Here is a 12,961-nt window from a genome sequence, read left to right on the forward strand (position 1 = left end):
AACCTAATTTCAAGGAAAGCGGGAACATTCGTTGATGAAGGAACATCCATCGCTTGAACGCACCATCGGAATGCCGCAGGCCATCGCTTTATATATCGGCGCCGTCCTTGGCTCAGGTGTGCTGATTGTCCCGGGGCTGGCCGCGGAAATGTCCGGACCGGCCTCGCTGCTCGCCTGGGGTGCCATGACGCTGCTGATTTTGCCGCTGGCTTTATCCATGGGCTTGTTGTCCGCACGTTACCCGAACGCCGGCGGGGTATCGCATTTTGTCACGCTGGCCTTTGGGCCGCGGACCGGCGCGCTGGTCGGCTGGTTCTTTCTGCTATCCGTGCCGATTGGCGCTCCGGTAGCCGCTTTGACCGGCGCGGGATATTTGACGGCCGCCATGGGATGGAACGACGGCGTGCGCATACTGCTGGCCGGATTGATGCTGGCAGCCGGCCTTCTGACCAACTGGCGCGGAATGAAGCTGGCCGGCAAAGTGCAGATCGCGGTTGTCCTCGCGATTATCGCCGTGCTGATCTTTACCATCGCCGCAGCTATGCCGCGGATCGAAAGCGATCATTTTACACCGTTTATGCCCAGCGGCTGGATCAGCGTAGGACAATCGGCAGCGATTCTGTTCTGGTGTTTTATCGGCTGGGAGGCGGTCTCCCATCTGTCGGAGGAATTTAAGGACCCGCAGCGGGCTGCCGTGAAAGGTGTGACCATTGCTGCTATCATCGTGGGCGTGCTGTATTTTCTCTCCGCGCTCGCCACCGTCGGTACGCAGAGTTATCTGCATGGCGGAGCAGACGCCTCCCTGATCTGGATTGTCAAACAACCGCTTGGCAACATCGGCGCCGCCATTGCCGGCGTCACCGGCATGTTCATCTGTACGGCGACGATCATTGCTTATTCCGGAGCCGCTTCGCGCGTCGCTTTTGCTCTCGCCCGCGAAGGGAATGCGCCAGAGTGGATGGGCAGCTTGTCGAAGCGGTATCATACGCCGACCGGCGCGCTGGGCTTCATGTTCGTCTGCTTCGTGGCGGTCCTGTTCCTGTACGGCAGCCGCTGGTTATCGTTAACGACGTTAATTCAAATCCCGAACGCGACGTACATCCTGACGTATATTGGCGGATGCGCCGCAGGCATCCGGCTATTGAAGGGCAGCCGATTGGGTATCGTCATCAGTTGGGTTTCGCTTGCCGCAACCGTTGCGGTATTTCCGTTTACCGGCTGGGCGATTCTGTATCCGCTCGTAATTGTTACTGTATTTGGCTTTGTGGTTTGGAGGAAGCGAACACCGGCCGATTCTCCAGCCCCAGCCGAAGAAACGGCAGACCAGGGCAGCACAAAGCAGGCGCTATAGCCGGGATCTGCCGCCGGTTTACTCCGTTTCAGAGGGCTCGTAGATGGTTATGGGTAAGAGGAACCTGTCTAACCATTCCCCACTTTAAAGGAGTCGATCATGAATGCAAGCTGACAAAAAGCCTGTGCTAGAACCTGCCGCCCAAAAATTTGCCGACGACAATGCCAAGCCCCCTTTTCTGCCTGACTTGGGACCCGTTAAAGGGCGGGAAACGGTGAATGAAGTCCAATCCGGCGCTATCGCAAAGCCGGAAGCCGAAGTCCGGGACTTGTCCGTTGCTGGCGGACCTAGCGGAGAAGTTAAAATACGCATCCTCCGGCCGCTGGGAACGGAGCAAACGCCGCTCCCGGTCATTTTATACATTCACGGTGCCGGCTGGGTGTTCGGCAACAGCCATACGCATGACCGCCTGATCCGTGAATTGTCTACACTTAGCGGCATGGCGGTTGTTTTTCCCGAATACAGCCTGTCTCCGGAAGCGAAGTATCCGACGGCGCTTGAAGAAATTTACGCCGTACTGGAATGGATTGCCCGCGAGGGCAGCAGCTTCGGACTGGATGCCGGACAGCTTACCGTGGCCGGCGACAGCGTCGGCGGCAACATGACGGCGGCCATCACGCTGCTTGCGAAGGAGCGCAAAGGTCCGGCCATTGCCAAGCAGCTGCTGTTCTATCCGGTAACCGATGCTTCGTTTGATACCGAATCTTATCACACATTTGCTGAAGGGTACTTCCTGCAGCGCGAAGGCATGAAATGGTTCTGGGACCAATATACGGCCGATTCCGGTCAACGCGCCGAGATTACCGCTTCTCCGCTGCGGGCCAGCACGGAGCAGTTGTCCGGTCTGCCGCAGGCGCTGATCATTACAGCGGAAGCCGATGTGCTGCGCGATGAAGGCGAAGCCTATGCCGCTAAGCTGCGCGAAGCCGGCGTGCCGGTGACGGCGGCGCGGTTCACGGGCATCATCCACGACTTCGTAATGCTGAATGTCCTTGCCGAAACCAATGCCAAAAAAGGCGCGCTGCTGCTCGCCTCCTCTTGGCTGAAGTCATAATGGCAAACAGCCGCATTCCTTAGCGAATGCGGCTGTTTTTTATAACAAAACTCAGATCATTTCGTAAACACTGCGCACAACGTGCAACTGTCTCCGGTATACGGCGCCCCGGCGATATCGTCGTAAAAAGCGGCTGCCCTGAACTCCGCCACGTTCTGAATTTCCGCATACAAGGATTCCTTGGTGAAATATTGTTCCCAGATGTTGTAACACTGAATGCTTGAATCGTTAACGACAATGGTCTGATCAAGAACCGTCTGTTGCTGTATATACCGATAAAACGAATTCAGGCACATATGCGGTTCCGCCGACCAAAAGCCTCCGTCTGCATGGTACTCCCACTGCCGGGTTTCCTTTTCTTCCTTACGGTTTAGAGTCGTATGTACATCCAGAATAAAAGTCCCGCCGGGCTTTAACGCGGCATGGATTCTTCCTAACAGTCTGAAGCGTTCCAGGGGAGAAAGTACACCGTAATCACAGTAAATTAATGTGACGACATCAAAGCGTCCCGGCAGGTCAAGATCCAGATAGTCTTGATAGCTGTACTTGATCCCGCTTCCGTTCAACACAGATTGCGCTACAGCATACTCAATCGAACGCTTCGAGAAATCAAGGCCCATCACCGTATACCCGGCGGCACTGAAGCGCTCTGCATAAAGCCCCGGACCGCAGCCGAGATCAAGCAGATCCGGCGAATCAAGCGAAGGTGCGATCGATGCGATCCACTGTACCGACCGGTCCAGGAAAGCAAAATTCCGGCTGGCGGCATCCCACTCGGGATGCAAATGCGCTTCCAGCATTCCTTTTGAAATATGCGCATCATCCCAAAACTTGGCCGTACTTGACGCATACAGCTCCGGCTTGACGGCGTAACGGCTTAATTGACCGAACATTCGGCATCCCCTGCCTTTTTCTATAAGCATACCCGCGCCCGGCAGCCAGAGCATAGGTAATTTTCCGTTATAAAAAAGCCGGCGTCTGCCGGCTTCTCATGCAATCATCCATATAAGTTTAGAATACTTTTGTCGTCCACGACTCGCAGTTCCACGTTTCGGTAACCACTTCACGGTAGAATTCAGGTTCATGGGAGATCAGCAGGATGCTGCCTTTGTACGCTTTGAGCGCACGCTGCAGCTCTTCCTTCGCATCGACGTCCAAATGGTTCGTAGGTTCGTCGAGTACGAGCAGGTTGGTCTCGCGGTTGATCAGCTTGCAGAGACGCACCTTGGCTTTTTCGCCGCCGCTTAATACCGCGATCTTGCTCTCGATATGTTTGGTGGTCAGGCCGCATTTCGCCAGTGCCGCGCGGACTTCAAACTGCGAAAACGAAGGGAACTCGTTCCATACCTCTTCGATGCAGGTGTTATAATTCGCATCCTTCATTTCCTGCTCGAAGTAGCCGATTTCCAGCAGGTCGCCGAGGCGCACGGAGCCGGAGATCGCCGGAATCTGGCCGAGAATGCTGCGCAGCAGCGTCGTTTTCCCGATACCGTTCGCGCCGACAAGAGCAATCTTTTGTCCACGCTCCATGCGCAGGTTCAGCGGACGGGACAGCGGCGAATCATAGCCAATTACGAGATCATTTGTCTCAAAAATCAGTTTGCCGGACGTACGGGCATCCTTGAAGTTGAATTGCGGCTTCGGTTTTTCCTTCGCCAGCTCGATGACGTCCATCTTGTCCAGCTTCTTCTGCCGGGACATCGCCATGTTCCGCGTTGCGACACTCGCTTTGTTCCGGGCGACGAAATCCTTAAGATCCGCAATCTCCTGCTGCTGGCGTTTAAAAGCAGATTCCAACTGCAGCTTTTTCGCTTCATACACTTGCTGGAAGTAGTCGTAGTCTCCCACGTAACGCGACAGCGCCTGATTTTCCATATGATAGATCAGGTTGATCACGCTGTTCAGGAACGGAATGTCATGGGAGATCAGGATAAATGCATTTTCATACCCTTGCAAATACCGTTTCAGCCACTCGATATGCTGTTCGTCCAGATAGTTCGTAGGTTCGTCCAGGAGCAGAATGTCCGGCTTCTCCAACAAAAGCTTCGCCAGCAGGACTTTGGTCCGCTGCCCGCCGCTCAGATCGTTGACATCCTTATCCAGACCAATATCCGTAAGTCCCAGACCGCGCGCCGTTTCATCGACCTTGGCGTCGATCATATAGAAGTCCTGGCTCGTCAGTGTGTCCTGAATGGTGCCGACATCCTCCAGCAGCTGTTCCAGCTCTTCCGGGGTCACTTCGCCCATCCGGCCGTACATATCGTTCATTTCCTGTTCCAGGTCGAACAAATATTGAAAGGCGCTGCGCAGCACATCGCGGATGGTTTGTCCCTTCTGCAGTACCGCATGCTGGTCCAGATAGCCGACCCGGGTACGCTTGGCCCATTCGACTTTGCCGTCGTCCGGTTGAAGCTTGCCGGTAATGATGTTCATAAAAGTGGATTTGCCTTCGCCGTTTGCGCCAATCAGGCCGATATGCTCGCCCTTCAGCAGGCGGAAAGATACGTCGCTGAAAATCGCTCGGTCGCCGAAACCGTGGCTCAGCCGCTCAACGTTTAGTATGCTCATGAGTTTTTAACACCTTTTCCTTTATTCTGTATACTCGTCATATTATAAAGGCTAAAGCGCCACAACTCCACTACAAAAAAATCGTCTCATACCGTATGAGACGATTTTGTCTTATCTTATTTCCCCTGTTTCACATCGTCCGCGGCCTTCAACAGCATTTCCTTGAACGAACCGAACGAGGTCGTCTGCTGCACATGGGCGTTAAGCTGATCCTGCGGCAGCGATTGCAGCGCTTCAGCGGAATGGCCGCCAATCCCCCAGTTGCTTAACAGTTCTTGAATGGAAGCAAAATCTGTGAACTTCTGTAAAAACGAATTGTTCAGCAGCTGGTCCAGCGGCAGCTTCTCAAGCAGTTGATCCAGCGGCAATTGATCTAGAGGAAGCTTGTCGAGCAGCTGATCCAAAGGCAGTTGATCCAGAGGGAGATGCTGCAGCATCTCGCCGACATTCCCGCTTTTAACCGACTCCACCATCCCCTGCAGCTTATCCCCGAACCCGCCTAATTTGAAACCCATACGATCCCCTCCCGTAATCTGTAGTTGCTCTTTATTACCCGGCAGGGGGCTGGGCAAACAAATGCTGCATGCCGTATCATGAAGATTCTTCTGCCGCACGAAGCTTACGGTACGTTTTAAATTCGGTTTCCGCCTCGGGAATCCAGCCTAATCTGATTAACGTAATCCCTTTGTTGTAATGGTAATCCGGGTCTTTGGGATTGAGTTCTATAGCTTTGTTATAAAAAGTCAGAGCGTCATTATAATTCCCTTGCAAATATATGAGGTTTGCCAAATTATATAATGCTTCGTCTTTTTCAGGGTCCAGATCTATAGATATTTTATAGAAATCAATTGCAGCATTCTCCTGACCCAGTTCACTCAATACAATAGCTTTGTTAAAGTAAGCACCGGAGTGCGTTGGATCTGCCTTAATGGCCTTTTCATAAGCCTCCAATGCTTCATTGTAACGTTCAAGCCTTTTCAGTTCATTCCCCATATTGAAGTGCGCTGAAGGAAATGTAGGAGCCAATTCGATTGCTTTTTTATATAATTCTAAGGCTTCTGCTGAATTTCCGAAAAAAGACATAGAGTTTGCCATATTATAAATCGAATCAAGATGATCCGGCTCCGCCTCCAGTGCATGGTTATAATAAAAAATAGCTTCTTCATGCCGATTTAATTCAGCGAGCGCATTTGCAAGGTTACAATATAGAATTGCACTGTCAGGGAGCAGCATTAAAGCTTGTTCAAAACGGGAGATGGCTTCAAGAAATCTAGAATGCTGGACAAGTTCAATGCCTTCTTTATTTAATTGATCTGCCTTTCGATAATCCATCCTCCACCCTCTCGACAAGGATTTTAAATACCCCTATGCATCATTCTACGATCATTTGTTTACATAATATTAATTATGTTACCTAGCATGCTTGTTCTTCAAAAAATCCCCAATCCGCCGCGCCGCCTCCAGCAGCGTCGCCTCCTGCTCGACCAGCGCCATGCGGACGAAACCTTCGCCTTGCACGCCGAATGCGTCGCCCGGAATGACGGCGACGCCGGTTCCCAGCAATAGCTCCTGTGCAAACGCGCGCGAGCTGCCGGCAGCACCGGGCACGCCGCAGCCTTCCGGCAGCGGCGCCCAGATAAACATGGTGGCGCTGGGCTTCGGCACGCGCCACCCTTCCCGCTCCAGCGCCGCAATAAACAAATCGCGGCGCTGCTCATACCGCCAGGCGACGCCGGCTTCCGGCCCGGCGGCCATCGCACGCTCCAGCGCAATAACCGCCGCCTCCTGGATCGGCTCGAATACCCCGTAGTCGATGTTCCCTTTCAGCTCGCGCATCGCCCCAACCGCTTCGCGGTTGCCGGCCAGAAAGCCGATCCGGCAGCCGGCCATATTGAAGCTTTTCGAGAAGGAATGGAATTCCACCGCCTGCTCCTTCGCGCCGTCGACCTGCAAAATGCTCGGAGGACGATACCCGGCGAAGCCCATCTCCGAATATGCCAGATCGTGAATTACCAGCACGTTCCAGTGCCGTGCCAAGGCAATCAGCTTCTCGAAATAGGCCAAATCGGCAACGGCCGCGATCGGATTCCCCGGAAAGCTCAGCAGTATAAATTTGGCTTCCTGCCATACCGCTTCCGGAATGCTGTCCAAGTCAGGAACAAATTGATTGTCTGCCAGCAGCGGCAGCGGCCATGCGCGGACGCCGGCAATCGCGAGCGAGGCCGAATAAATCGGATACCCCGGATCAGGCACGATGGCCAGATCGCCGGGATTGCACACCGCCATAGCCAGATGCGCCAGTCCGTCCTGCGAGCCCATGAGCAGGGTCAATTCTTCCTCCGGATCGATCTCCACGCCAAACCGCCATGACATCCACTCCGCTGACTTTTCCCGGAATGCCCGGCTTCCTTTGGAGACCGGGTACCCATAACTGTCCTCCCGCAGCATTGCCTCGCTTAACGCCCGGCGGATTTCCGGTGCAGGCGGCTGATCCGGACTGCCGATCCCCAGATCAATAACCGCATGCCCGGATTGTCTGGCTTCTGCCTTCCAGCTTTCCACTTCCGCAAATATCGATGAACCGAGATGGGACAACTTGTCCGATCTCCAGCGCTTGCCTAGTCCGCTCACATTCAAATGCAAACCCTCCACTTGTTTTTTTTCAATCATTATAGCATGGACGCAATGAATGTGACCGGCAACTTGAAGATCAGGGGGAAATCATAAAATTTCCAGAAATCATATATATTCGCAGTCCAAAGAGACGTAAACCTGCCCGATGAACCTCCGAAAATCCCCTTAAAACTAAAACAGCGTATAATTTATGTTATACGCTATTTTTTCAGAGCATAAATAGCCCCTTTTCGCGAAGAATTATAGCATCATCTGATTTATGGAAAGCAGGCTTTACATTGGGAGCAAATAGTGCTATTTTAGTTATGGAAAGCAAACTTTCCATCGCTCAATGAGAGGTGATCTTTTGAAAAACAGACTTGAAGAAATCCGAAAACAGCATGGCATCAAGCAGGAAGAGCTTGCGGCAGCTTTGGAAGTGTCCAGACAGACGATTGGCTCGCTCGAAAATGGAAGATACAACCCTTCCATCATCTTGGCATTTAAACTAGCCCGTTTTTTCAATCTGTCCGTTGAAGAAATTTTTATCTATGAGGAGGAAAAGGAATGAAACGTTCGAAGGCATTTTATATTGCATTGCTGATTATCGGAGTTTGTGCAATATCCGCGAGTTTCTTCATACAAGGGGATGACTTAAAGCCTCTATCCGGTACTTTCATTGGCATCGGCGCCAGCTCGGTCGGGTTTAGCATCTCTAAATTATTAATGCTTCGTGCCGTGCGCAGGAATCCCAAGCTTGAAAAGCAAGCCTCGATCGATTACCACGATGAACGGAATACGATTATCCGTAATCAGGCCAAAGCGAAGGCCGGCGATTTTACGCAGTGGCTGATCATGGCCGTTGCGTACATTACCATTTTGATCTCTGCTCCGTTATGGGTTACCCTGGCTGTGGTGATCGTCTTCCTAATCTATCATTTTATGAGCAGTTACCTGATCTTCAAATACCAAAAGAATATGTAAGCTCATTCGTTCTCAAGGGTTAGTTCCCCCTGTACAGCTTGTATACTTTTTTCCGCGCGAAAAAAGAATGCTCTGCCTAGGCCAGGCATAGGATAGGGTATTACAAGTGAAGGTGGGAATATCCATGTCCAAAAATAAACGCGGCAAAGCGCTGTGGCGCATGCCTTCGCGGGCCAGAGGCACCTGTCCGATCTGCGGCAGCACCCGCATCAAGCTGCTTTATCTCGGAAAAGACGCTGCCGGCGAAAAACTGAATGTCTGTAAAAAATGCGACGGTAAGCAGGCTGCGGTGTAATGCGTACAGCAAAAAGGCATCCCTGAAGCGGATGCCTTTTTAATTCCCACAAAGTGAATGTCGTTAACTATACTCCGTAAGCTCCTCCTGCGGCACATAATTGCGGACACCGTTGTCCTCGATAATGCCGAGCGTCACATCCGAGATATGCGGATCGCTCATCAGCTTGTCTTTGACCTTGAATTTGATGTCGTCGGCATCCGCCAGCGACAAGCCCCGTTTCAGTTCGATCAAACCCTCGACATGATAATACCGGCCCTCCTGCAAAATGCGCATCTGATAAATGTCCGTAACATACGGGTCGTTGAAAATTATATCCGCGACGCGGCGTTCGATCTCCGGCGGCGCAGCGACGCCGATCAGGCCGACCATATTGTCGAACCCGACGCGGAAGGCGACGCCGACCATCATGAAGCCGATCAGGATGCTGGACACGCCGTCCAGCAGATGGAAATCGGTAAATGCCGTGACGAGTACGGCGATCATGGCCAGCGTGCCCCCGGTCGTGGCGACGAGATCCTCATAATAGACGAGCCGGGTCGGCGGCGCGGCGCGGCCGACATTTTTCAGGGAAACGGTAAACTTCTTAAGCCCCTTCGCTTCCACATGCGCCTCATGCAGCACTTCCTTCATGGCTTTGGTCCAGACAAAGCCGTCTGCCGCGATGGACAACAGAAGTACGATCACATTGATCCAGTACCCTCCCGAAGCGTCTGTGGGATGCTTAATCAGGTGAAAGCCCTCCAGAATCGTTTCGTACGCCATCACGGTAACGACAATCACCGCCACCATGCAAAAAATATTGATCACCCGGCCAAAGCCGTCGGGAAATCGGCGGGTCGGCTTTTTCTCGGCCAGCACGCTGCCGGTAAAAACAAAGATTTGATTGATCGTGTCGGCGATCGAATGCATCATGGTCGCGAACATCGAGCCGCTGCCGGTGAGGGCGAAAGCGATCCCTTTAACCACTGAAATCCCGGCATTGCCGACGGCCGCCGAGCCGGAAGATTTGTTGCCTTTTCGGATTAAGCTTGCGAGACTTTCCTTCTCCTCTGCCATAGGTCGCTGGTGCCTCCTTACGCGTCACTTTCCGGTTCCTATGTTTTTACTTAACCTCGAAAGGCGAACTTCTATCACTTTGTTGCCGAACCTTTTGGATGTAAAAAGAGCAAGCACCGCATAGCGGCGCCTGCCCTTGTATGATTTCATGCGGGTAATAAACCCCTCGCGATCTTCCGCTCAGGTTTGGCCCACCCAATCCACACCGGCGGTTCCCCGCCAAATGCTGCGGATTTCTTCATATTGTTCGGTTGGCAGCGCTCCTTGGGAGAGCAGCGCGGCGTTTTGCTGCCAGCGTTCGGGATTCTTTGTTCCGACAATGGCCGTATGCACCCCGGGTGTGCTAAGCGTAAAGCGCAGCGCCGTCCCGACGCCTTGCTGCGGATCGGAAAAGAACCCGTACTGCAGGTCGCGCAGGCGGTTCCAGTATACAAAAGGATACGCGCGCTCATCCATCGTCTCGAACATCCAGGCCGCATTGGCGATCGGCCGCTTGGCGGTTACGCCCATGTTCCGCTTGATCGCTTCGCCGAGCGTCAGGTCAATGGCTTCCTGGTCGGCGATGTTGACCGAAATCTCCAGGCTGTCGAATACTCCGGTTTGCACCGCATACAGCGCATCTTTGCGATCACCGCTATAGCCGATATACCGCGTTTTCCCCGCTTCCTTGGCCCGCTGTAGCACCTCGATTACGCCGCCGTCGCGCAGCACTTCTTCGCGGCAGCTATGCAGGTGGATCATGTCCACGTAATCGGTTTGCAGCCGTTTCAAGCTGCGGTCGATGCTTTTTTCAAGCAGAACGAGATCCCAATCCGGATAATCCAAGCCGGCGGCATGTCCGCATTTCGTGAACAGGTAATAATCTTTGCGCCGCGATCCCAGCGTTTTGCCGATGAGCTCTTCGCTGTTGCCGTAGCATTCCGCCGTATCAATCAGATTGAGTCCGGCATCTACCGCGCTTCCGAGTAAGCGGTCGACGGTCTTCTGGTCCGAGCCACCGATTTCCGCGCCTCCAAAGCCAAGAACACTGACTTCCATGTCTGTATTGCCGTATTTGCGTTTTTCCAAAGAGAGCTGCCTCCTTTAGTAGCGCTTTCGCTAGGGATAGTTCGCACATCTTATACAATATACCCTTTGGCGGGAAAAGGAAACGTCAGGCGTGCGGGGCCGGCAGGGTTCTCTTCTCCCCGGACGAAGCTTCCGGAAAACTCGACTTGATCCAGACCTTGGAGATGTCGAGAAAACCAAACGGCCCGGTATGCACACCGAACAGGCTTTGGCTCAGCAGCGCCGTTTTGTTCATGTGGCAGCCATACAGCAGCCAGCGGTTATCGCGCATGACCGATTCAGTATGCTCCAGAAGAGCAATCCGTTCCGGCGCCGGCAGCGTGGTTGCATCCTTGACGAGCTCATGCAGCATGCCGCGCTGTTCCTCCAGCAGGCAGGCATGCAGAAAGTTCGATTCGTTGACCAAATAGTTCAACAGCCCCCACTGCCAGTCATCCTCCAGCACCTCCTCGGCGATCAGCAGATCACTTTCTTTTCGGATCCAAGCTTCATCGAAGTCCGTGTATGGAAGCAGCCGGAGCTTTAATCCGATTTGGTCCGCACGCTTATGCAGCCACTCGGCTTCCTCATGATCTTCCTTGCGCAGCGGGTAGGCCAAAATCAACTCTTCTCCCTGATACCCGCTCTGCTCTAGCAGCGCTTGCGCGTCGGATAGCAACGGCTCCTTCCATTGCCGGCTCCGGCTCATCCATGGCAGGAAGCTGCTTGCCGGCGTAGCGCGGTTCCCGCCCAATTCGCGAATCAGGGCTACCGGATGATACAGCAGGCCGAGCGTTTCGCGCAGCAGCGGAGAATGGTGTTTCCCCGGCTTATGGAAATTTGCAATAATATATCGGCAGCCGAGCGCCGAATAGTCCATACTCGTGTTGGTTTCATCTCCCGGCGCATAGGCCGGTTCACAGCCCGGCAGCTGATACATCCGTTCGCTGATGTTCTCGTACGGCGGCAAATACCAGATCTCCACGCGGTCAAGCAGCGGCCGGATGCCGTAATAGTCGTCAAAAGCGGCAAGCACCATGACATCCTCGTTCATTTTTAGCAAACGATACGGTCCGGTTCCGCATGGCTCTGTTTGAAAATCCAGATCGTACGGAATGATCGACATATCGACGCTGCTAAGCAGGTGCAGGAAAAAATGATTCGGCCGGTGCAGATCAAAGCGGATGCGGTGGTCGCCAAGCACCTCCACCTGCTTAAGGTCGCGCAGATGCCACAGAGCAGAGCTCTGTATATCGATTAGGCGCTGGACCGTTTCTTTAACATCCCTTGCGGTCATCACCCGGCCATGATGAAACCTTACGCCTTTGCGCAGATAAAACATGTAGCTGGTGCAGTCCTTGTTCGCTTCCCACATATGCGCCAGACCGGGAAGAAAGACGTCATGCACGGTATCGTAGGAGACAAGCGTGCTGCACAATTGTCCGATCAGGTACGCCTCGAAAGCACGGTAGACGAAGGCCGGGTCCAGCTTCTCGTTGTGACGGTTACGGGTGATGCGCAAAATATCGAGGCCGGAGGTCGACTCCTCTTCGCTGTGATAACCCATCTGCTTGTTGAGCAAGGCAAGCAAACGCTCCTTGAGCGGGCCGCTCACTTCCGGAAGCCCGATCAGTTCAATGCCCTGCCGGATACGCCCGGCGGCAATCAGCTCCTGCAGGTTGCTCTCGAGCACCTCCTCGATGCTGCGCAGGAATGTGAGCTCCGAGGTATGCCCGCGTCCGCGGCCCGGTTGCCAGTCGATCAGTCGCTTCTCCTCCAGCCGGCGCAGGATAAACTTCACGTTCCGCTGCGTGCAGAATAGAATATCGGACAAACCTCCGATCGTAACGGGGATCGGTTCATGAATCTGAACAGGCGTATTCAGTGCGGCAGTTAAACGCAGATAATGAGCCGTTGTTTGGTCCATAGCGAAACGCTCCTTTAAAGGTGAAAAGCTCAGGAGAAACCTTACACTTTTATTTCCCCCTTT

13 protein-coding genes are annotated in these 12,961 nt (G+C 53.4%); 5 read left to right on the top strand and 8 right to left on the bottom strand.

The window, feature by feature from the left end; all coding sequences use genetic code 11:
* The first annotated feature begins 34 nt into the window (after positions 1 to 34).
* Together BMW84_RS05415 and BMW84_RS05420 are read left to right on the top strand one after the other, a co-directional pair.
* Positions 35 to 1,351, top strand: coding sequence for an APC family permease (locus tag BMW84_RS05415; RefSeq protein ID WP_091065267.1), 1,317 nt, complete (start codon positions 35 to 37; stop codon positions 1,349 to 1,351).
* A gap of 103 nt (positions 1,352 to 1,454) precedes the next feature.
* A complete protein-coding gene (locus BMW84_RS05420) occupies positions 1,455 to 2,405 on the top strand; it encodes an alpha/beta hydrolase (RefSeq protein ID WP_091065268.1) in 951 nt (316 codons plus the stop codon).
* 56 nt (positions 2,406 to 2,461) lie between these two features.
* Here BMW84_RS05420 and BMW84_RS05425 read toward each other — a convergent pair whose 3' ends face one another.
* The 5 genes from BMW84_RS05425 to BMW84_RS05445 form a co-directional block, all read right to left on the bottom strand.
* A complete protein-coding gene (locus BMW84_RS05425) occupies positions 2,462 to 3,298 on the bottom strand; it encodes a class I SAM-dependent methyltransferase (protein ID WP_091065270.1) in 837 nt (278 codons plus the stop codon).
* A gap of 118 nt (positions 3,299 to 3,416) precedes the next feature.
* Positions 3,417 to 4,973 (bottom strand): ABC-F family ATP-binding cassette domain-containing protein, encoded by a 1,557-nt coding sequence (locus BMW84_RS05430; protein WP_091065271.1) that lies wholly within the window; start codon positions 4,971 to 4,973, stop codon positions 3,417 to 3,419.
* Positions 4,974 to 5,089: 116 nt separating this feature from the next.
* Entirely contained in the window at positions 5,090 to 5,488 is a 399-nt protein-coding gene (locus BMW84_RS05435) for a hypothetical protein (RefSeq protein WP_091065273.1), read from the bottom strand.
* 76 nt (positions 5,489 to 5,564) lie between these two features.
* The gene (locus BMW84_RS05440; RefSeq protein ID WP_091065275.1) at positions 5,565 to 6,305 is read right to left on the bottom strand and encodes a tetratricopeptide repeat protein; all 741 of its coding nucleotides are present in this window, start codon (positions 6,303 to 6,305) and stop codon (positions 5,565 to 5,567) included.
* Positions 6,306 to 6,383: 78 nt separating this feature from the next.
* The gene (locus BMW84_RS05445) at positions 6,384 to 7,610 is read right to left on the bottom strand and encodes an aminotransferase class I/II-fold pyridoxal phosphate-dependent enzyme (RefSeq protein ID WP_254772872.1); all 1,227 of its coding nucleotides are present in this window, start codon (positions 7,608 to 7,610) and stop codon (positions 6,384 to 6,386) included.
* 343 nt (positions 7,611 to 7,953) lie between these two features.
* Here BMW84_RS05445 and BMW84_RS05450 point away from each other — a divergent pair, with 343 nt between their 5' ends.
* The 3 genes from BMW84_RS05450 (at position 7,954) to BMW84_RS24695 (ending at position 8,865) form a co-directional block, all read left to right on the top strand.
* The gene (locus BMW84_RS05450; protein ID WP_091065280.1) at positions 7,954 to 8,157 is read left to right on the top strand and encodes a helix-turn-helix transcriptional regulator; all 204 of its coding nucleotides are present in this window, start codon (positions 7,954 to 7,956) and stop codon (positions 8,155 to 8,157) included.
* Positions 8,154 to 8,570 carry a hypothetical protein gene (locus BMW84_RS05455; RefSeq protein ID WP_091065283.1) on the top strand — a complete coding sequence of 139 codons (417 nt, stop codon included), beginning with the start codon at positions 8,154 to 8,156 and terminating at the stop codon, positions 8,568 to 8,570. Before BMW84_RS05450 ends, BMW84_RS05455 begins: the two co-directional genes overlap by 4 nt.
* A gap of 124 nt (positions 8,571 to 8,694) precedes the next feature.
* A complete protein-coding gene (locus BMW84_RS24695; RefSeq protein ID WP_175498685.1) occupies positions 8,695 to 8,865 on the top strand; it encodes a hypothetical protein in 171 nt (56 codons plus the stop codon).
* 63 nt (positions 8,866 to 8,928) lie between these two features.
* Here BMW84_RS24695 and BMW84_RS05460 read toward each other — a convergent pair whose 3' ends face one another.
* The 3 genes from BMW84_RS05460 to BMW84_RS05470 form a co-directional block, all read right to left on the bottom strand.
* Positions 8,929 to 9,924 (bottom strand): cation diffusion facilitator family transporter, encoded by a 996-nt coding sequence (locus BMW84_RS05460; protein ID WP_091065285.1) that lies wholly within the window; start codon positions 9,922 to 9,924, stop codon positions 8,929 to 8,931.
* A gap of 180 nt (positions 9,925 to 10,104) precedes the next feature.
* Positions 10,105 to 10,992: an aldo/keto reductase gene (locus tag BMW84_RS05465; protein WP_091065287.1), complete on the bottom strand. Its 888-nt coding sequence runs from the start codon at positions 10,990 to 10,992 to the stop codon at positions 10,105 to 10,107.
* A gap of 85 nt (positions 10,993 to 11,077) precedes the next feature.
* A complete protein-coding gene (locus BMW84_RS05470) occupies positions 11,078 to 12,898 on the bottom strand; it encodes an ABC transporter substrate-binding protein (RefSeq protein ID WP_091065289.1) in 1,821 nt (606 codons plus the stop codon).
* Between the last annotated feature and the right edge of the window lie 63 nt (positions 12,899 to 12,961).

Origin of the sequence: Paenibacillus sp. NFR01, assembly GCF_900111565.1 — a bacterium.
Lineage (GTDB): Bacteria > Bacillota > Bacilli > Paenibacillales > Paenibacillaceae > Paenibacillus_AQ.